This is a genomic window from Herbidospora solisilvae (genome assembly GCF_009901565.1).
In the GTDB taxonomy this organism is placed as follows: domain Bacteria; phylum Actinomycetota; class Actinomycetes; order Streptosporangiales; family Streptosporangiaceae; genus Herbidospora; species Herbidospora solisilvae.
In genome coordinates this window covers 569,232-587,789 of record NZ_WXEW01000003.1, presented here as the reverse complement: position 1 = coordinate 587,789, position 18,558 = coordinate 569,232, and the positions used below count along the sequence as shown (strand labels likewise).

The 18,558-nt window shown below is 67.7% G+C and carries 26 protein-coding genes; 20 read left to right on the top strand and 6 right to left on the bottom strand.

The window, feature by feature from the left end:
- The first annotated feature begins 10 nt into the window (after window positions 1-10).
- The gene (locus tag GT755_RS12525; RefSeq protein ID WP_161479876.1) at window positions 11-1,042 is read left to right on the top strand and encodes a PIN domain-containing protein; all 1,032 of its coding nucleotides are present in this window, start codon (window positions 11-13) and stop codon (window positions 1,040-1,042) included.
- Between the two features lie 348 nt (window positions 1,043-1,390).
- Here the strand turns inward: GT755_RS12525 and GT755_RS12520 are convergent, their stop codons facing one another.
- From GT755_RS12520 to GT755_RS12510, 3 genes are read right to left on the bottom strand one after another with little or no spacing between them, the layout of a single operon-like run.
- Window positions 1,391-1,534, bottom strand: a complete 144-nt coding sequence (locus GT755_RS12520; protein ID WP_161479875.1) for a hypothetical protein — start codon at window positions 1,532-1,534, stop codon at window positions 1,391-1,393.
- Between the two features lie 32 nt (window positions 1,535-1,566).
- Complete coding sequence (locus tag GT755_RS12515) at window positions 1,567-2,334, bottom strand: protein phosphatase 2C domain-containing protein (RefSeq protein ID WP_161479874.1); 768 nt, start codon at window positions 2,332-2,334, stop codon at window positions 1,567-1,569.
- 7 nt (window positions 2,335-2,341) lie between these two features.
- The gene (locus GT755_RS12510) at window positions 2,342-3,088 is read right to left on the bottom strand and encodes a GntR family transcriptional regulator (RefSeq protein WP_161479873.1); all 747 of its coding nucleotides are present in this window, start codon (window positions 3,086-3,088) and stop codon (window positions 2,342-2,344) included.
- Between the two features lie 185 nt (window positions 3,089-3,273).
- Here GT755_RS12510 and GT755_RS12505 point away from each other — a divergent pair, with 185 nt between their 5' ends.
- From GT755_RS12505 to GT755_RS12420, 19 genes are all read left to right on the top strand, one after another.
- Window positions 3,274-3,540 (top strand): helix-turn-helix domain-containing protein, encoded by a 267-nt coding sequence (locus GT755_RS12505; RefSeq protein WP_328794315.1) that lies wholly within the window; start codon window positions 3,274-3,276, stop codon window positions 3,538-3,540.
- A complete protein-coding gene (locus tag GT755_RS12500; RefSeq protein ID WP_161479872.1) occupies window positions 3,527-3,769 on the top strand; it encodes a hypothetical protein in 243 nt (80 codons plus the stop codon). The genes GT755_RS12505 and GT755_RS12500 overlap by 14 nt, the downstream gene beginning before the upstream one ends.
- Before the next feature lie 65 nt (window positions 3,770-3,834).
- Window positions 3,835-4,014: a hypothetical protein gene (locus tag GT755_RS12495; RefSeq protein WP_161479871.1), complete on the top strand. Its 180-nt coding sequence runs from the start codon at window positions 3,835-3,837 to the stop codon at window positions 4,012-4,014.
- Window positions 4,015-4,103: 89 nt separating this feature from the next.
- Window positions 4,104-5,423 carry a hypothetical protein gene (locus GT755_RS12490; RefSeq protein ID WP_161479870.1) on the top strand — a complete coding sequence of 440 codons (1,320 nt, stop codon included), beginning with the start codon at window positions 4,104-4,106 and terminating at the stop codon, window positions 5,421-5,423.
- A complete protein-coding gene (locus GT755_RS12485) occupies window positions 5,420-5,962 on the top strand; it encodes a hypothetical protein (protein WP_161479869.1) in 543 nt (180 codons plus the stop codon). The genes GT755_RS12490 and GT755_RS12485 overlap by 4 nt, the downstream gene beginning before the upstream one ends.
- Window positions 5,959-6,153, top strand: coding sequence for a hypothetical protein (locus GT755_RS12480; RefSeq protein WP_161479868.1), 195 nt, complete (start codon window positions 5,959-5,961; stop codon window positions 6,151-6,153). The genes GT755_RS12485 and GT755_RS12480 overlap by 4 nt, the downstream gene beginning before the upstream one ends.
- On the top strand, window positions 6,153-6,395 hold the full coding sequence (locus tag GT755_RS12475) for a hypothetical protein (protein WP_161479867.1): 243 nt from the start codon (window positions 6,153-6,155) through the stop codon (window positions 6,393-6,395). The genes GT755_RS12480 and GT755_RS12475 overlap by 1 nt, the downstream gene beginning before the upstream one ends.
- On the top strand, window positions 6,395-6,634 hold the full coding sequence (locus tag GT755_RS12470; protein ID WP_161479866.1) for a hypothetical protein: 240 nt from the start codon (window positions 6,395-6,397) through the stop codon (window positions 6,632-6,634). Before GT755_RS12475 ends, GT755_RS12470 begins: the two co-directional genes overlap by 1 nt.
- Window positions 6,631-7,095 carry a hypothetical protein gene (locus tag GT755_RS12465; protein ID WP_161479865.1) on the top strand — a complete coding sequence of 155 codons (465 nt, stop codon included), beginning with the start codon at window positions 6,631-6,633 and terminating at the stop codon, window positions 7,093-7,095. The genes GT755_RS12470 and GT755_RS12465 overlap by 4 nt, the downstream gene beginning before the upstream one ends.
- Window positions 7,092-7,334 (top strand): hypothetical protein, encoded by a 243-nt coding sequence (locus tag GT755_RS12460; RefSeq protein ID WP_161479864.1) that lies wholly within the window; start codon window positions 7,092-7,094, stop codon window positions 7,332-7,334. Before GT755_RS12465 ends, GT755_RS12460 begins: the two co-directional genes overlap by 4 nt.
- Before the next feature lie 124 nt (window positions 7,335-7,458).
- Entirely contained in the window at window positions 7,459-9,234 is a 1,776-nt protein-coding gene (locus GT755_RS12455; protein WP_161479863.1) for a hypothetical protein, read from the top strand.
- Window positions 9,235-9,243: 9 nt separating this feature from the next.
- Window positions 9,244-9,672 (top strand): hypothetical protein, encoded by a 429-nt coding sequence (locus GT755_RS12450; RefSeq protein ID WP_161479862.1) that lies wholly within the window; start codon window positions 9,244-9,246, stop codon window positions 9,670-9,672.
- Window positions 9,673-9,682: 10 nt separating this feature from the next.
- Window positions 9,683-10,546: a hypothetical protein gene (locus GT755_RS12445; RefSeq protein ID WP_161479861.1), complete on the top strand. Its 864-nt coding sequence runs from the start codon at window positions 9,683-9,685 to the stop codon at window positions 10,544-10,546.
- Window positions 10,543-11,976: a DNA/RNA helicase domain-containing protein gene (locus GT755_RS12440; protein ID WP_202609913.1), complete on the top strand. Its 1,434-nt coding sequence runs from the start codon at window positions 10,543-10,545 to the stop codon at window positions 11,974-11,976. The genes GT755_RS12445 and GT755_RS12440 overlap by 4 nt, the downstream gene beginning before the upstream one ends.
- A gap of 104 nt (window positions 11,977-12,080) precedes the next feature.
- Complete coding sequence (locus GT755_RS40530) at window positions 12,081-12,206, top strand: hypothetical protein (protein ID WP_268903222.1); 126 nt, start codon at window positions 12,081-12,083, stop codon at window positions 12,204-12,206.
- A gap of 53 nt (window positions 12,207-12,259) precedes the next feature.
- Window positions 12,260-12,574: an HU family DNA-binding protein gene (locus GT755_RS12435; RefSeq protein WP_161479860.1), complete on the top strand. Its 315-nt coding sequence runs from the start codon at window positions 12,260-12,262 to the stop codon at window positions 12,572-12,574.
- Between the two features lie 127 nt (window positions 12,575-12,701).
- The gene (locus GT755_RS12430) at window positions 12,702-13,049 is read left to right on the top strand and encodes a hypothetical protein (RefSeq protein WP_161479859.1); all 348 of its coding nucleotides are present in this window, start codon (window positions 12,702-12,704) and stop codon (window positions 13,047-13,049) included.
- Window positions 13,050-13,501: 452 nt separating this feature from the next.
- Window positions 13,502-14,149, top strand: a complete 648-nt coding sequence (locus GT755_RS12425; protein ID WP_161479858.1) for a recombinase family protein — start codon at window positions 13,502-13,504, stop codon at window positions 14,147-14,149.
- The gene (locus GT755_RS12420; RefSeq protein ID WP_161479857.1) at window positions 14,149-14,643 is read left to right on the top strand and encodes an endonuclease domain-containing protein; all 495 of its coding nucleotides are present in this window, start codon (window positions 14,149-14,151) and stop codon (window positions 14,641-14,643) included. Before GT755_RS12425 ends, GT755_RS12420 begins: the two co-directional genes overlap by 1 nt.
- A 906-nt stretch (window positions 14,644-15,549) precedes the next feature.
- Here GT755_RS12420 and GT755_RS12415 read toward each other — a convergent pair.
- The 3 genes from GT755_RS12415 to GT755_RS12405 form a co-directional block, all read right to left on the bottom strand.
- On the bottom strand, window positions 15,550-16,527 hold the full coding sequence (locus GT755_RS12415) for a hypothetical protein (RefSeq protein ID WP_161479856.1): 978 nt from the start codon (window positions 16,525-16,527) through the stop codon (window positions 15,550-15,552).
- 123 nt (window positions 16,528-16,650) lie between these two features.
- Window positions 16,651-16,857: a hypothetical protein gene (locus GT755_RS12410; RefSeq protein ID WP_161479855.1), complete on the bottom strand. Its 207-nt coding sequence runs from the start codon at window positions 16,855-16,857 to the stop codon at window positions 16,651-16,653.
- Between the two features lie 336 nt (window positions 16,858-17,193).
- Window positions 17,194-17,706: a hypothetical protein gene (locus GT755_RS12405; RefSeq protein WP_161479854.1), complete on the bottom strand. Its 513-nt coding sequence runs from the start codon at window positions 17,704-17,706 to the stop codon at window positions 17,194-17,196.
- Window positions 17,707-18,558: the final 852 nt, after the last annotated feature.

Here is an 18,558-nt window from a genome sequence, read left to right as displayed (position 1 = left end):
GGATCCCACCATGATCGTCCTCGACACGAACCAACTGGTCCAAGCCAAGCCTCCCAACGGGCCGTTCCTCAGCATGCTCAAGGTCGTGGCGAAGCACGCAGGCCTGGAGCTTGCGCTCCCTGAAATAGTTCTCGAAGAACATCTGGCCCGCTTTACACACGATCTTGAGACACTTCATCACAACGCCCAGAAAGCACTGCGGGTCTACCGGGCGAAGCTGCCTTGGCCTAACAGCGATGAGGTCCCGCCCCTCGACTCTGCGGCTGCTGAGGCGAGCTACGCCGAGAGTTTGAGGGCTACCTTTCGCATTCTCCCAACGCCGGAGTGGGCCGCCATGCAGTCCCTCATACGTGAAGCGCGTCGGAGACCACCTGCGAGCCGGGAGTGGAGCGAAAAAGGAGAGGGTGCCCGCGATGTCGCGATCTGGCTTACCGCCATCGATGCCGCCCGAAGCTCCGACGATCCGGTCTACTTCGTGTCCATGGACAAAAAGGCGTTCGGCGCCAACTCTCTCTTCCCAGAGTTGCAGCAGGATCTTCGAGATTACCTTGGAGATGGTGCAACAAGTTTTCACTACTGCTGCGGTATCGAATCTCTGTTGAAGGAGTTTGCCCAGCAGCATGACCGTGTACCTACGCGGAATGCGATCGGTGCCGCTGAACCAGTACGGCAGGCACTCCGTCGCGTCCTCACAGGAAGTGAGGCCTTCTTCCAGCTAATATCGGGGCTTGGCCTGACGGGGAGGGGATACGTCGCGTCAAGGGTGGGCGAGCAGACGCTGAATCTTCTTGCCGTTCATAAGATCATCGGCTATCAGGTTGACGGGAAGCTATGGGCTGCTGCCACCGTCGATTGGCGCATTAGCGAGCGTGTTACAGCGAGTTTCATCGATCGGGAAGGCATGCCCTCCAAAGACTTCAATGTCGCCTTCAAACTCGTCACGACGCTTCTGATAGAACTCGACGAAGACGGCCGGATCACGGAGGCTGAATGTGTTCCCAGCGGCCACATTCGTGAGATCGAAGCGGGCGTGGCCAGTTGATGCCCTTCCCGTGGGTCCTGTCGGTCACCGCCCTCTGAACAGCAGGCTAGGCCGATCAGGCAGCAGCGCAGGTCGGGCACGGCGCCGTACGTGCGGCGGACGGGACGCCGTCCCCACCGCCAAGCAGGAACACCTGGCCCGCACCTAGGCAATGCCCGCACAGGCCCGTGCCGACGAGTGATCGATGCGCCCATGCCGGCGGCCGGTGCGCCGGCGGGGGCGTCGGCTCGGCAGGCTCATTTTCGCCGCCAACCCAGCCCCGGCCCTGGCAGAACCGGCAGGCGAGGAACAGCCGCCCGAGGCGGTCACCCTTCGCCCCGCCGCACTCTGGGCAGGTGATCGGGTCGGTCACGAGACGCGGCCCGATCCGCTGCAGGTGGTGCAGGAGACCCAGACGGTCTGCTTGGGCCCGTTCCCGTTGCGGTCCACCCATTCCCCGCCAGCGCCCATGCACGTGCCGCAGATCGGGGGCAGGTCGTCATCCTTGGCCATGTGTTCGACGGTACGCCGCCGGATGGCTGCCGTCAGCCCGTCAGCGGCGGCCACACCACCCAGGCGGCCGTGGCATCATCGTGTCGCTTCGCGCGATGCGGCGGCTCGAAACCTTGTTCGGCTTCGCGGACCTGCTCGATGAGACCGGCCGGGCCGAGGCCTTCGGCGGTGTCGACCAAGTCGCCCCAGGATTTTCCGAACCACTGCACCAGCCGGGACACTCCGTCGGTCATCACCAGTGCCCCGGTGACGAGGCTGGCGTCGATCGTGCCCGTCAGCGCCTCTCGGGCTGCCTCCGGTCGAGTGCTCGCGACCCAGAATCCTCCGGGTCTGTTGCGGAGCGACCTGACGAGTTCGCGGCTGTACGGCCGCCCGCCCGGCAGGTGGTCGGTGCGGTCGTCGTCGACCACCGTGAGGGTGCCGTCGCTCCGGCGCAGCACGATCGGGGAATCGCACAGCACCAGGTAGTCGACGAGGTCGCGGCGCCGCCGCACGATCGCGACGGTCGACGACGGCGAGTCGGGGTTCGCTACGTCGCAGGTGTCGCTGTGAGCGGCCGTGGTGGACCGGATGGCCTGCTCAAGGATGTCGGCGAGCGCTGCCTCCCGGCGAGTGGTCATCCCTCGGGCGATGTCGCTCGCCAGTTGGGCGACGAGCCAGGGCACGTCGTGCACGCACCCGGAGTCGACTCCGGCCGGGGCGGTGGCGCCATCGAGGACGGCGACCCATGTCGGCCCGCCGATGACGAAGTCCTCATTCCGCCGATCAGGCGCTGGCCTGGATTCGTAGGTGATTCGCACGGCCGCCCTAGTCCGGGATCTTGAATCGGTAGCTGAAGCTCGACATGTCGCCCGCGATGATCGACCACATGACCTCGACGGCGCGGCCGGAGATGTCGTACGTGGTCCGGATTAACTCAACGACGGGCGTCCCCGGTGGAAGCGACAGGTCTATCGCTTCCCGGCTTGTCGGCATGCGCGCTGCGAGCTCTTCGTTGATCTCGTCAAGGCGCTCCCCGGACTCTTCGAGACGGGCGAATCCGCCGCCGGGCCCCGTGTCGACTTGGCGTATCGCCGTACCTTCGACGAGGTCAAGCGGGTAGTAGGAGTCCGCAAGCTGGTGGGCACGGTCCTCGATGAACGTGGTTCGCCGCCGGACCCACACGGTGGTGCCGACGGGTATGCCGAGACGGACCGCGACGACCTCGGGTGCCTCGACCTCGGCGAGCTCGCGAATCTGCTGTCGGGCGACCATGCCCTGGCTGGCGGTCTCAGCGATCAAAATCGCCTTGCCTGCCGCCCACGTGCTTCGCGAGTACCGGTCTATCCCATGCCGTCGAGGGCGTGGCCGAGGCCTGACGATCCAGCCTCGACCACCCTCGGACTGGATCAGGCCTTCCTGCTCCAGCTCCTTCAGTGCCTGCGTCGCGGTGTTCCTGGCCACGCGATATCGCGCGGTCAGGTCGGTCAACGACGGGAGCAATGCGCGGGGCCCGTATTCGCCCGACTCGATCAAAGCGCGCAGATCCTCGCGTATCTGGCGGTATTTGGCCATCGCTCTCCTCGGTCACGGACTCCCCACGAATTTAGCGTGCTAGCCCGCCGTTCTACACGGGCCACTTGACAGAGCGCGGCCCAGTCGTTCACGCTTCCATGAGAACCGTGCTAGCACGGTTGATTAACACGGAGAACTAGGCAGTACACGCAAGTACCTACAAGTTGTCTGATTTGGGGGTTTGTGTGAGCGGCGTCCCCTTGGAGCGTCGGCGCCAGCGCCTGTTAAAGCCCGGCGTTGTTGCCAAGATCTTCGACGTCCGGCCCCGCACCGTCATCGAGTGGGTGCGGACAGGGAAGCTGCGCGGCTTCCAAACCCCCGGCGGCCAGCACTACCGGGTGTGCCAGTCGGCAGTTGAAGCGCTTCTGCGCATGGACCGCCCCGAGGTTGAAGCACTTCTGCGCATGGACAGTCCCGGAAAGAAGGCGGGTCTGCCTGATGCGCGAACCTAGCGAACTGGCCTCCGCCATCGCCGACGCACGGCAGTTGATCGCGGACGGGATCGTCCGCCCCGAGATGCTCGCGGGCGTGATCGCCCTCGGAGACGCCGTCCTCGGGCTGTCCGCCCGTGTCGACGTCGCATTGGGCCTGGCTCCGCGACCGGCGGCCGCGCCTCGGCTGCGGCTCGTGGCCTCGGGCGGCCGATCGCTCAACTCCCCGACTCAACAGATCACCCACTGATCCCCGCCCGTCACTGGACGCCCCACCCGGTGGCGGGCGGGTCACCAACCGAGAAAGAGAGAGCCGTGCCGCAGAACGAGCGCACCGACCAGATCGCGGACTTGGAGGCCGAGTTCTACTCGCTGTCCGATCACCACCGCGATCTGTTCGCCAACGGCCGCTTCGACGCCGCGCGGGAGATCTCGCGCGAGATCTGGCAGGTCGAAGAGGAGATCCGACAGGCCCGCCTGGGTCACGGCCACTAGCCCTTCCCGCACCCCGAAGCAACCGTCCAGGACGCGGAGATATGACTCAGACCGCACACGAAACCGCGAGCACGGGCCGACGGCCCCTCGTGCGCAGCCGTGAAGAGCGTGCAGCCGCCAAGGCCTCAGCTCAGGCGGTCGCCGCCGAGGCTGCGACCCGGGCCGAGCAGGCGCGTATCGCCCTCGACTCCGCGCGCCGCGCCGAGAAGCAGCGCCTCAAGGACGAGGCCGACGCACGGAAGGCGGAGCGCCGTAAGGCCCGCCAGGCGGACAACCCGATCGAAGACCGGCTCACCATGGTCGCGGCCACGATCGCCACCATCGTGGCCGGCCAGGGCATGTGGTCGTTCCTGGAGCAGGTCCTCCCCCACGTGCACTGGGCCCTGCGAGCCCTGATGTTCGCCTTCGTCGAGATCGCCGTCGTGACGTCGGCGATCCGGGCCCGCCGCAACATGCGCGAGAAGCGGCCCGCCGGCATCGACGGCCTGGCCGTCTGGATCCTCACCGCGGTTTCCGCCGTACTCGCCGCGACCGAAGCCCACAGCCTGCCCGAGGTTCTCTTCCGTATCGCCGCTCCCCTGATCGCCGCCTGGCTGTGGGAGCGCGGCATGTCGATCGAGCGGGCCCGCCTCACTGGCAAGAGCCGCATCCACTGGCGGCTCACCCCCGAGCGCGCGATGGTCTTCCTCGGACTTGCCGAGTCGTCCGACCGCACCGCCTCCCAGGTGGACGCTCACCGTCGCCTGACCCGGGTCGCGTTAGCCGCGAAGAAGGCCCGCACGCTGAAGGCGGCCGGGGCCTCCGACAAGCAGGTCGCCCGCGCGCTGGCCAAGCTCGACCGCCGCATCGACCAGGCCGTGGAGCACACCGGCCTCGCCCAGGACGAGACGATGCAGCGCGCGATGCTCGCTCAGGTCGATGCGCTCTTTGGCGGTGCGACGCTCGTCGACCGCGTCGCTGTCCCGCCGTGGGCAAGTCTCGACCGCCCCATGACGGACGAACTGACGGGGAGGGTGGCGGAGGAGGTGACGCGCCGGATGGCGTTGGTGCCCCCGATCGAGCCCGACGCCGTCACCGAGAGCGTCACCCGGACCGTCACTGACGGGCACCTGACGGTCGGGGTGACGGGCGGCGACGCCGAGAAGGAAGCCGACGAGGTCATCGCGGCCCTCCGGGGCGACACCCCCGTCACCGAGCCCGTCAGCCAGAACGCCACTGACGCCATGAAGGCCTACTTCGACCGCGTGGTTAAAGAGGACCGCCGCATCCCGAGCGGCGTCGAACTCGCCAAGGCCGGAGGGTGCGCCGAGTCCTGGGGGCGCACCATGCGGGCGAAGTGGGAAGCCGAACTCGACGGGCGCACCCGCCGGGCCCTCACGCCCGCCAGCAAGAAGGCGGCCTCGGCATGAACATCAACTCCCGCTACCCCGAGCTGAGCCGCCTCGCTGCCGGTCGCCTGCTGACCGACGTGTCCATCACCCTCACGATGGACGAGCCCTCTTGCCGGTATGGCTGGAAAGAGTTCTGGATCCGCCCCGGCGTTATCAACGAGGATGCGGTCGAACTGTTCGGCTTCGCCAAGTGCTTCTATCTCGCTGCCGCAATGCACGAGCTTGTCGGCTGGCCACTCGGCATGGTGGACCAGCTCGTGAACGGGGAGTGGATGTGGGCGCACGCTGGCGTCGTCACCCCCGACGGCAGGTTTCTCGACATCCATGGCGACCGCCCCGTCAACGCCATCCCGCGCCAGATGGAGGCAGACTTCGGTCCCGAAGCCCGCCTCTACGAGACCACGTTCGCCCAGTACGCCCAGGCCGCCGGTCTCAGCGCGGAGTCGTGGGTGGACCTGCTCGGCGCCCCTGTGGTCGCCGAGATCTTCCGGTACTTCGCCGAGACCCTGATCGCCCAGTGCTCACTTCCGGTGTTGGCGGCTGGGGGTGTCCGGTGAATCCGATCGAGATCCTGGCCGCCCTCGGCGCCGAATGGTCACCCGACTTCGACGCTTACACCTCCGGCGCGTTGGACGCCTCGCACATCCGGTGCGTCCTCTGCCAGATGGCCCCGTGCTCCTGCCCCGAGTTCGGGACGCCCGAGTACTTTGCCCTGCACGACCAGCGCCGCAGTCGGCGAGGTGCGTGATGCCCTTCTTCCCGCACTACACGCTCTGGCGGCTACTCGCCCTGCACCACGCCCCCGCCTGGTGGGAGTTCTGGACTGCGCTGATCTGCGTCACCTGGGCCTGCGCCTTCTACGGGGCTCACCCGCTGCTCGGTATCCCCGTCACCCTGGCCGGTTTGATCGTCTACCTGGCCGGCCGGGGTCTCTACGACTGGCACGACGAGTGGATCGTCTGCGACTGCTCTGATGAGGAGGACATCTAATGCCCGAGGTCAACGCGATGACCATCGCCGACCGACTCGCTCTGCTCACCGCCGAGCACGCCGGGCTCCTGGCCGCCGCCAGGGCGGCCGTCGCGGGAGCCCAACTCGGGGAGGCGGACCCGCTCATATACCTGCGGCACGAGCTCGACCGGCACGGGCAGCTCCCGCCCGTGGGCGCGGTCCCGATGGCGCTGCTGTCCAGCCCCGGTCTGATCGCCGAGGGGAGGCGTCCGGCGTGAACAAGTGGTCGGGGGACATGCTGAAAAGCCCGGAAGCCGTGGCCACGCTCACCGCCCAGATTCGCCGGGCCCTGACGGAGTACGCCGACTACATCGCCGGAATCCGCCGGGAAGCCGAAGCCATGTGGGAGGCCAACCCGCCCGAGGAGTACGGCTCGGCCGAAGCCGGGTGGCGGCACCGTCGCACGGTCGCCGCCTTCCGCGACATCCAGGGATTCATGGAGGACGCGGCGAGGGCGACCTTCCAACTGGAGGCCCGCTACCGGCGCAACTACCACGAGGTTCCGGCCCGGCGCCGCGCCGCCAAGGAGGCCCGAGTAAGTCGGCGGCTGGCACTCCCGCAGTCGCCGGCCCAGCCCGCGCGAAGCAGCAGCTCCAGGCCGTCGGCACGCCCAGCGGCCCGGCCGGCGGCCGACGAGAGCTTCCTCGACCTCATCCAGAAGAAAGGCAGGTCCGCGTGACCAAGCTGTCGCCCGCCGCCCGCCGCCGACTCGACAACCTGGCGCAGTTCTGGAACAGCCGACTTCAGGGCGTGACGTCGGACGCCGCTCTCGCCCAGGTGTGTTTCGACCGGGCGCGGGCGGCGGCCCGACGGGCTCAGCGCGCTGGCGATCAGCAGGCGATGCACGAGCTCGCCACGCTGCTCGCGACGTGGGCCGAGCAGCGGGAGCGCGCAGAGATCGCGCGTCACGCAGCGTGAAGCGCATCTTCATGTTCATCCGCCGCGAGGCCCTCGCGTACGCGTAAGGCGCGACGCGCGTACGCGCGACGCGCGAGTATCCCCGATCCGGTCACCCAGAGCAACACCCAGGAAGGAGGAGGAGATGACCCGAAACGACGACGAGAACGGCGGCGCCAACGTCTTTAACTTCCCGCGCGTCTTCATGCCGAGCTCGTTCGACACCTCGGATTCGCCGGGCCCGCGCCCGTTCGCCGGGGGCGAGCGTCCCGCCGACGCGTGGCCAGAGCTGCCGTGGGCCAACGAGATGGCACCCCCGCCGACGCTCACCCTGCCCGCGGTCCCGAGCCCGCGCGAGCTCGCCGAGGACGACGGAGCCTTCTCCCCGGTGGCCATGGAGGACCCGGACAATCCGACCGCCCGGGAGACGGTGCAGCTCGCGATGGCGTTGGTCACCGCGATGGGTGTTGCCGCGGCGCAGGGGATGTGGCATCGGGCCCGGCAGCGCCAGGCGCAGGCCGACCGTGCGCGGGCGAATGCCGATAAGGCTGGCGGCCGGTCCGCCTCCGGATCCAGCGGCGGCAGTGGCGCTCCCAGAGGGGGCGGCGCCGGGGGCACGTCGCGTTCTCGCCAGGAGTCGCCGTCCGGGCGCAGACCCAGTGGCGGCGGAGGCGGCACCGGGCCGTCGAGCCGTCCCGGGGATCGGCGCCCGCCCGGCCGTCCGGCTGCCTCGCCGAGCGGTGGCCCGGCGCCGAAGGCCGATAAGGACGGTAAGCGGCAGTCTCAGGAGCGCGACTCGAAGTCGAAGTCGCTCGCCCGGAAGCTCGCCAAGGCAGAGCGGCGCGGCCGGAAGAAGGCACGCCGCAAGCTGAAGCGCGCCAACACTGAGCCCTGCATCCAGAACGAGACGCCGGACACCACCACAGAGCAGAGCGACCAGAAGAAGCGCGACAAGAAGCGGCGCCGCGGCGGCGACAAGCCCGGGGCCGGGAGCGGCAGGTGGAGATGGAAGGCGGCGCCCAAGGACCCGGCCAACGCCGACGCCCAGCCGGAACTCACCGGTCGTAAGCGCTGGAAGCGGGCCAAGGCCGAGACGGACACCACCGGCAAGAAGAAGCGATGGTTCAGGAGCCGGCGCCGCGGCGAGTCGTCCGGTGACCGCCGGGAACGCCGCCGCGAACGCGACGGGCGACGGAAGTCCAACCGCGAGCAGGGCCCGGAGCGCCGCCGTCGTCGGTGGTGGCGGGCGACCCCGGACTGGCTGGCACGGTGGCGTCGGCGCCGAGAAGAGGAGCCGATCGTCGACTCCGGGCCCAGCGGCGACGGCGACCAGGAGTCGTGGCGGCCGTGGGAGGAGTGGATGCGGCCGCCGCCGTGGACCGACCAGGCCGACCACTTCGAGGTCGAGGTGGAGGTCGTGCGGCCAGAGCCGACGCAGCGACAGGCGCTGGAGCCGTCCCAGTTGCAGTTGCCCCCCGCCGAGACGCCGCACCACCAGGAAGGAACGCCGAGCATGGCCACCACGCCGGTCAAGCCGACGCAGTACGGAGACGCCGAGCTCACCGTCTACGACGTCATCGACGCCGACGCCGACATGGCCGACGAGATCACGGCCGGAGTGGACGAGGCCCGCGCGACCGTCGCCGGGTGCGAGCTGCTGATGACCCGCCTGGAGATGCTCCACGCCAAGGTCGTCGAGCTGAAGGTGCCCGGCGTGCTGGCCGGAATGGTGACGACCCTCATGGAGATCACCCTCACGGTCAAAGCCAAGGCCGAGACCATCGCCGCCAAGCTGCCCGCAGCCGCCGAGGCGATCCGGACCGCCGGCGCCAACGCCGAAGCACGGCATCGACCGCTCGCCGACGCCGTCCGCGACGCCGGCCACACCCGGCCCGCCGAACGCGAATACCACGGCGAGTAGGAGACCCCGATGGACATGGAGAGAGCCTCAACGGGCAACGCGGTCGCAGCGGGCGGCAGCCTCATCGAGGACGCAGTGAAGTTCACCGTCCTCGTGGTCCAGCTCGCGATGGCCGGCCTCAAGCTGAAGGGCCTGAGCCAGCAGGTGCGGGCCACCTACCGGTACGTCGATGGCTGCGCCGCCTCTACCGATCGGCTGGCCGAGCAGATGGCCGCGCTGGAGGTCGACGTCGACACCATCGGCGAGCACCGGGACGCCGCCGCCGTCATGCGGTCGGTGCTGGCCGACGCCGACGCGATGGCCGAAGCCGCGGAGGAACTCGCCGCCGCATTCATCCGGACGTCGGATGCGCACAAGGCCGACTACGGGACGGTCGCCGAGGCCGCCCGAACGATGCCTGTCCCCATGGCCGACGCCCGCTTCTACTCCAACCGCTGAGGAGGTTGCCGTGACCCTCGAACGCCGACCGTCGGCGCCCCCACCCCTACCGCGGGTGGATGTGACGGTCCCGCAGTGGGAGATCGTGACACGGGCCCATCGCCGCCTGGACACGATCCGCAGCGCGGTGGGCCGGGTGACGACCCTGGCCGGGGCCGCCGCGGCGGCGATCGGCATGTTCACCGACTCGCTGACCGGCGTGAGTCTGCTCGCCGACGCGGCGCTGCTCGCGGGCGGCCTGTGGACGCTTCGGGTCTGGAAGACCGACGGGCACCAGCGGGCCGCCGCGACCGCCCTCTACGCAGGACCCGGGGTCAGCCTGGCCGGCCTGCTCCTGCTATCCGGCCCGTACTGGTTGGAAGCACTCGGCCTCGGCGTCTGGGTGACCGGCACGTGGGTGCTTCGCCCGGCCCGGTACGCCCGCCACATGGTCGCCCCTCCCCCGCCCCGGCTCCGGCCGTCGCTGCCGATCGAGCAAGGCCCGGTCGACGAGCACCCGGTCGCGGCGTGGTGGGCGCGGAAGGTCGCGGTCGACGGCGGTCCAGCGGCCGGGACCTTCCTGGACGACATCGAGTGGATCGGCGAGTCGGTGATCAGGGCCGTCATCCGCGCCGCGATGCCCGGCACGGCCGTACCCGACGTCAACATCCGCGCCCTGTCGGCGCTCACCGACGTCCCCGAAGAGCAGATCGCGGTTAAGCCCATCCCGGGCCGCGGTTCCGGTGTCCGATCCCTGACGATCGGCGCTGCGGCGGAGACCCGCGATCCGGCGGCGGTCTGGGCCCAGCGCATCGCCCCGGCCGCCATGCCCGGAGCCGTCCTGACGGGCGTTCGGGTTGGCCAGCCTGGCGGACAGGGAGGGCAGGACTCGTGAACCTCGCCGCCATCCGCGACGTCGTCGAGCTGACGCTCGAAGTGCCGCAAGGTCAGGTCATCAGCTACGACTTGAGGAAGCTGTGCTCGGCGCTGGGGGTCGACGATCCGACCCGCGTGGTCGTGGAGACCGACGACTCCCGCCGGGCGCTGGTGACGATCTATCCGGCCAACCCGCTGGCCGTCATGCCGCCTCCCTCCCCTGACGACATGCTGATGGACCGGCACGGCCGGATCGTCGTGGGCCGCTACCACAACGGGCGTCCCGCCCGCCGGCGCCTGTTCGACCCGTCCACCGGTTCCGCCCAGCGCGCCCTCGTGTTCGGCACGACCGGGGCCGGCAAGTCGCGGGTGGTCCAGTACGTGCTGGCGTGCGAAAAGCGCAACCGGATCGTCTCCTGGTTCGCCGACCTGAAGGGCGGCCAGTCCGCTCCCGAGGCGGCCGGTCAGGTCGACTGGCACGCCACCACGCAGGAGGAGGCGATCCTGATGCTGCGCGCGGCCGTCGCCATCGCCGAGGAGCGGCAACGCCGCTACAAGGCGCTCGGCCGCAACGCCTTCCTCATCGGCCAGCCCGACCCGCTGATCTCCGTGCGGATCGACGAGGCGAACCGCCTGCTGGAGCGGGGCTCGCCATACCGCGAGGAGGCGACCAGGCTCATCAAGGAATTGGGCAGGACCGGCCGCTCGGTCGGCGTCGGCGTCGAGCTGGACGCCCAGGCGTCGCACTTGGAAGAGCTCGGCGGCAGCGACACCCTGCGCGCGATGCTGAAAGAGGGCGAGGTCACCCTGCTCCGCTGGAGCAGCAGCATGATGCGTCAGCTCGTGGGGGACGGCCTGCTCCCGGCCGACGCCCAGCTCATGCCGATCCCGAAAACGCTCCGGCCGCACACCCTCGTCAGCCAGTTCGACCCGGCCGCCGAGGACGAGGACGACGCACCGGGAACGCAGGGCACCGCCTACCTGCTGTCCGGCCCGCACCCGACCTCGATGATGCGGCACTTCCGGATCGGCTCGATCGCGCCTACCCCCGGCTTGGACCCGGAGATTCTCGCGCTGTACGGGCCCGGTGAGCCGGCTCGCCTCGAAGACGCCTCGCGCGACGCCGCCGGCGCGGCCTACGCCGCACGCAACGACCCGGCCGCCATGGAGAAACTCTGCGCCGAACTCAGGGACGAGACGGAGAAGGAGGCGAAGGCCGTCCCCCCGCTCGCCAACGGCAAGCGAAAGCCTTCGTCCCGTCTGGAAGACCGGGTGCTCGCCGCGCTCGCCGCTTTCGAGGGCCCCTCCACTGCCGACGAGGTGCTCGCCGCCGTGTCCGAGGACGGCGGCAAGGCCGTCCGGCTCGGCTCGGTGCGCAACGCCCTCGGCGCGCTGGCCGACCAGGAGCTTGTCGTCCGCGAAGGCCATGGCCTGTACGCCCTGCCGTAAGCGCCGACCCTGCGGAGACCCGCCTGACCCACTTCCCCGGGCCGGGCGGGTGTCCGGGGGGCCGAAGCCGACGCCACCCACCCCGACCACCACAGGAGATCGACATGACCACGCCTTATCGCCCCGAATCCAACGAGGACGCCCTGGCCATGCTGGGCCTCGGCGGCGGATTCAGCCCGATCTCCGCCGACCCCTTCGAGGACGACTTCGAGGACGACGACGCCGAGTAGGTGCCAGCACACCCACCGACTTCCCCACCACCCACCACCACGGAAGGAACAACATGAACAAGAAGGAACTCGTGGACGCCATCGCCGACCGCGTCGGCGACAAGAAGACGGCGACCGAAGCCATCAACGCCGTCATCGACACGATCCAGCAGGCCGTCGCCAACGGCGACAAGGTGACCATCACCGGCTTCGGCGCCTTCGAGATGGCGCACAAGCCGGCCCGCACCGGGCGCAACCCCTCCACGGGCGAGCCGATCCAGGTCGCCGAGAGCTGGGCCCCGAAGTTCCGGCCCGGCGCCGACTTCAAGGACCAGGTCAACGAGGGCGGCAAGAAGCAGCAGCGGAAGCAGCTTCCCGCCGCCGCGTAGCGGCGGTCGCTCCGGGTCCCCTCCCGGCCACCTCTCGGAGGCCGGCCGGGCGGGGCGCCCAGGGCGGCCCACAGCAAGCAGTGCAGCGCACCCTGTCCGAGATGTAACCCCAACCGAACGGATCCTGATGACCACCGGATTACTCCCGACCCCCATCCAGGAGGCGATCGACGCCGGGCGCAGCCTCCCCCGGGTGACCGTCAAGCACAGCAGCCCGGACTGGCTGGACGAGCTCGGTTTCGCCGAGGTCCACTTCCTCGTGGAAGGCCCCGACCACATCGAAGTGGGAACCACCTGGTACCCCGACTCCGACAGCAGCACGTGGCGGTGCCAACTGGCTGGCTGGCGCACCATCGCCAACTCGAAGAAGGTTCACCCCCTCGCCGACTGGCGCGAGGTCCACACGTTCCTGACCGAGCAGGCGCACGCAGAGCCGCTGATCGACGACGTCGAGGTCATGGCCGACCGGAAGTAGGCGACCGTCATGGCCCAGGTACGCATCATGTCTGACGACCCCGACGAGGTCGGCGACATCGTCGCCATCCTTCTCCCCCACCTTCGAAGCCACCCCGATCTGGCCGTCGGGGGGCCGACCACGTTGGAGCACCGCCGCGGCGGCGGACGGGTTGTCTTCGAGGTGCTGCTCTCCCGGCGCGGGGGCCCGGTGCGAGTTGAGGCCGAACGTGTCGATGAATCCGAGCCGGGCTCGGCTTCGGTCCGTCGCCCACGGAACTATCGGGCGCTCCCACCCGGACGGACGGAGTGACCCGACGGACTCGATCTTGTGCGGAATCGACCGTTTCCGGACAAGATCCGCGCGGCTCTGTCCGGAGCCCATCCGAGGCCCGATCCGTGTTTCACAGACGTGTTCAGAAATCTTGATGTCTCAGAAGCCCACAACCCCCCTTCGAGCGACACCGGAGAGCCATGAATCCGCCCGACGATCTCAACCTCGCCGAACCGATCAACCTCACCGGAACATTCGTCGGCTACGGCCGGGTCTCCACCCGCGAGCAGAACCTCGACCGGCAGGACATCGCGCTCACCAAGGCCGGCTGCATCCGCGTCTTCTTCGACAAGCTCTCCGGCAAGAACACCGACCGACCCGAGCTGGCGGCGTGCCTCGACTACCTCCGGCCCGGCGACACACTCGTCGTACTCTCCCTCGACCGGCTCGGCCGCAGCCTCCAGGACCTCATCACCATCGTGGCCGAACTCCGACGCCGCGGCGTCGGCTTCCGGTCCCTCCACGAAGCGCTCGACACCACCACCCCCGGCGGCCGGCTCGTCTTCCACGTGTTCGCCGCGCTCGCCGAGTTCATCCGCGAACTCATCGTCGAGGGCACCAAGGAAGGCCTCGCGGCCGCACGCGCTCGCGGGCAGCAGCTCGGTCGACCCCGCGCTATGGACGCAGAGACGATCGCGCGCGCCCGCCGGCTGTTGACCCAGCCCGAGGAAACCGTGTCGAGCATCGCGAAGCTCCTCGGCGTATCGCGGGCCACGCTCTACCGCCACATCCCTGAACTCCAGCCGGGTGGACTCCTGCAGGTCACCCCAGCGAGCGGGCCGGCCTGATGCGCCACAACGTCATTGCCTATCTGCGCTGGCGGAACGCGCTGCCGGACCTGAGCACCCAAGAACGGGAGGACGCAGAGCTTGCCTTCCGCGCCGCGCACGACGGCCGATGTGCCGCATGCCGATTAACGAACGAGCGCCTGTTCCTTGACCATGACCACTCGACGGGACTGGTCCGGGGTCTGCTCTGCCGATCATGCAACGGCGTCATGCCGTCGACCGCCCGGCACGTTGGCCGAGCACTGATGCCGCGGATGACACAGGTCATGGTGCTCTACACGCAATGGCCACCGGCGGCGGTGATGGGCCTGCGCGAGAGATACGTCCCGCTCATGGGCTCCGACCCAGCTCCGCTCATGCACAAGGTGCTGTGGCACGCCGGACCTGAAGGCATTGAACACGACTACGAACGGCGCATGGAGCGACAGAGGGACGCCATCAACCGGCTCCCTTCCTTGGACGAGATGGTCAGCCGCCTCGCCACAGACGAGTGACAGCCCTCACCGAGAGATGGAGAACACGATGCCCCGCCCGCGCCGACTGCGTGGGGGCGGGGTTTTGGCGTGCCTCAGGGCCGGCCATACGGGTCCGGCGTGTGCGGTTGGCGTCGCCCTCCCAAAGGTTGTTGATCTTGGTATTGGCGGTATCGCCGACGAGGTAAGGGTTTTCGGCGCGCAGCATGGGGACGGGTGTGGCACACTTGGAGGTGGTGAGACCTTGCCTGTAGGGAACGGGAAACAGGCAGGCCCTTCCGGTCATAGGGTCAGGTCAGCCTGCAGTAACCGGGGTTAAATACAACTTAATAAGAAAGAAGCGCTGCGTGCGTATTTCTCTTCTGGCTGACCGGACAGCCGTTTTGAAGAGGGGTCGCCGGGGCGCTTTTCGCGTATTAGGGCAGCGCAGCAACTTTACGACGCCGTTGACGACGTCGTGGAAGGGAATCGTACCGACGATGGATTCTGAGGAGTCTCCGCTGGTCAGACCAGCGGAGGAGACAGGAGCGCCGCCAGGTGAGCAGCCGGCCGATGCGGCTGTTGCTGCGGTTCAGGAGGGAGGCCGGACGGTGCGGGAGGCTCTGAGGAGCACGCCCGCGACCGTCCGCCTCACTGGGCTCATCGCGGTTGGAGCCGCGCTGTATGCCCTGCTCTCGCCGAGCTCGGTTCCCGCCGAGCCGACGAGTTGTCAGATCGTCGTCGCTCCTGAGGTGCTCTCTGGAGGTGATCGATTCTGACTGATCCAGCGCCCTGCTAAAGGTGCTGCACAGTTCCATGTTACGGCCTTAGCCGTGCCCCGGCCGAGGGATTCGTTCCGGCCGGGGCCTTTCCGTGCCATTAACCGTCAGCGTTTCTGCTGGCGGTCTGAGGGCGACACTGGTTGTGAGCTGGTGTTTCGTCGTCGGGTCATGCACCGATGTTCGTGATCAGCGCTTCAGCGGCAGCGACGAAGGTTGGCCCGAGGGCGGTGGTCGATCGGCCGACGATCTCCCTCACGCGCTCCATGCGCGTCTTGGCAGTGGGCGCGTCGAGCTCACCGGAACCGCCACGCTTTTCGATGTCCACGATGACGCCTTCGAGTTCGGCGGCGTCTTCGGCGTCCAACCCCAGCGCGGGGATGCCGGCCCGAATGCCTCCGAGGACCTTGGAAATCCCCTCGACGTCGACCTTCTGGTTCTGTGTCTGCTGAACCGACCCCTGGTGGGCCGCTCCGAACTGGCCGGTGAAGTTGTCTCCGATGGAGATGCTCTGCCCGCTGCCAGATCGCCCCTTCATGTATGCCCCGATCTCTCCGCTGTACTGTTCGATGCAGTCGATGCCCTCGACTGTGATGTGGGCGATTCCTCCACCGTTACCCCAGGCGGCCACCATGGTGGCGAGACCTTTTTCCGAGAGCCAACGCACGCAGTGTTCGACGTCACTTGCGTCCAGCTTGAATCCCCAGAAGTAAGAGAGGGGGTACTCCAAGAAGCGCGTGAACTCGACCGGCCCCGTGTTTCCTGCCGCGTCCTCGTTATAGAGCCAGAAAAGCAGGGCGCAACGGCCTGCATTCCTGCGTGCTGCGACTGATTCCCGCTGCTGCTTCTGGCGTGCTGCCTCCGTCTTCCCGAGAGGGAGGAGTCGGAGGGCATGGGATGACGGCGGCCCCATGGTGCGGCCCACACGCACAAGACCCTGAGTTTCAAGGGTGGACATGACCAGCGCCCCATGGTCGTCGATGCTCGACCAGAGCGTCGGCTCGTCCGTCGCCGCCTCGGCGAGCTCCCCCAGTCGAGGGGCCGTCCCCGGGTGGTTGCGTTCGTGCTCATCGAGCATGAACAACACCCGGTGTTCGAGGATCTCGCTATCGGTCGTCGAGATCCCTTGATCGCGAAGAGTGTTCACGATCAAACACCATATACCCGCTTTTGAATCATCGGACTCGGCAGTTGCGCCGCCATACGAAAAGCGCCCGAGTCTGAACATATCCACTTATATGCGGAATTACCGACCAAAGTAATTGATCACTTAATCGCCTAGGGTGGCCCCGGCCGGGAACGCGATGACCTCGACCAGGTCTGCCAGGTCGACGTGCTGCTCAACCTCGCGGATCGTTCGGCAGTTGGCGACGTGCCAGCGCCGGCCGCCGAGGACCTGGGTGACGCGGAGGCGCGCGGCCTTGCCGAGCACGATCACTTCCACCTCGATACCGCGAGGCCCACGCCAGACTGCCACGCCACAATGTAACTGACCTGCGACTATGTTCGAGTAGCGAGCAGCATGGCGGCCCACCAGGGCACTGGTGGCGGGTCCTCGTCCAAGGCCAACAGGTATGTGAGGCGTTCCCCGGGGCCCATCTCAGCGAGCAACTCGGGCGGCAAAGCGGAGAGCGGGTTCATGTCGTTCATGACAGATAGAGCGCGCCGGCCCGTCGATCAGGACATCCGGCGGCACCTGTGGCACCAGCCGATGCAACGAAGCGGACAACGACGGCAACCTCGCGGCGACCGGGCGCGTAATCATCACAACCCCCTGAGGCGGTGGATTGGCCGGGGCCTGGCGACGGCCAGGCTAGCTCAGCCAGTTGACGGCGAAGCCGATGGGGATTGAGCAGAGCATGCCGGCGGCGAAGAGGGCGATCTCGCGGCGGCGGGCTCGGATGGCGTCTCCTCGAAGGAGCTGGTTGATCTTCTCAGCTTGTTCCAGGTCGACTTCGAGGAGGCGCTTCTGTTTCTCGGCGGCGGCAATGACTGCCTGGTGCGCGACCTGTTGTCGAGTCAGTTCGGCCTGGAGGTCGGCCATGAGGTTCACGGCGTCGTCGAAAGCTCTGTTTACGTTGGTGATGCGCTCGCGCAAGATCTGCGCTGGGTCCGCGAGTCTGTGTGATGTCTCGGCAGTTAATTCCAAAATGAGGCCCACTGCAAAGATGAGTGCTCCTATGAGGACCATCAGCCAGGTTGGGGCCGGAATCAGCGGGGTGCCGTCGTCGTTCGTGAGGTAGGGCAGGCCGAAGATGACGACGGCTGCAAGGAGGCCGTATACGAAGGCGCGGGCTATGCTGGGTATGAGTCTCCGTTTCTGCATGGCGTGTGTATCGCGGCGTCCGCCTGGCTTGTTACTGCCGAATGGGGTTCGGTCTGGGTGTTCCAAGCATCCAAGATTTTTCTAGTTATGGGGTGGTGTTCGAATGCGTGCGATCATCACCCCAACGAACGACGCTCACCGCCATACAGCGCCGTGAAGCGTGTACCTTCAGACATGAGGAAGCCCCGGCCCGCCTGCCATAGCTAAGACCGGGGTTCCCCGCTCACGGGCCCTTGTAGGCGTCGCCTACTGGGGCCCGGCTCCATTCAGCCAGTTCTCACTGACCAAGAGTGCGGCCTTGAGCACGAACGCCCCCAGCAGCGGCACCCATTGAGCAGGCCGAATGAGATTCAGCCTTTTGCGTTTACGCGTCAGCGCGAGGCTTTAGCAGGCCTTCAGCCCTCTAACGCCCGCCCATCCCGCGATAATGCGCGATCTTGACACGACCGCTCCGGGACGGAGGGTTATGCACCCTTCATCGGTGGTCCCAGCCAGATCCAGCTTGCGCTTGACAGTGAAGGAGTGACAATTACGAATCGTGTAGTAGACGATCTTCAGAGGCCCGTACGGCGAGTCCCCCGTCGTGTAGCTGAGACCGCACGGTGCCGCCATGGCCGCCGAAGTGCCTAGAACGACCATTCCGGACGTCAGTACTCCGGCTGTGGCCACAGAGATGACCAGGCGCTTGAACAGCGTCTTCACATTTCTCCATTCCTTGACGTGTGCTGATCTGCCGTCTGCGAATTCGACCCCAGGATCCACAACGAGATCACGTCCCGTTATGGAGCGTTTGCCCGGGATTGCCGAGATAACTCAACACGGAACACTACTTCCTCTGCAACCTTTTCTGGC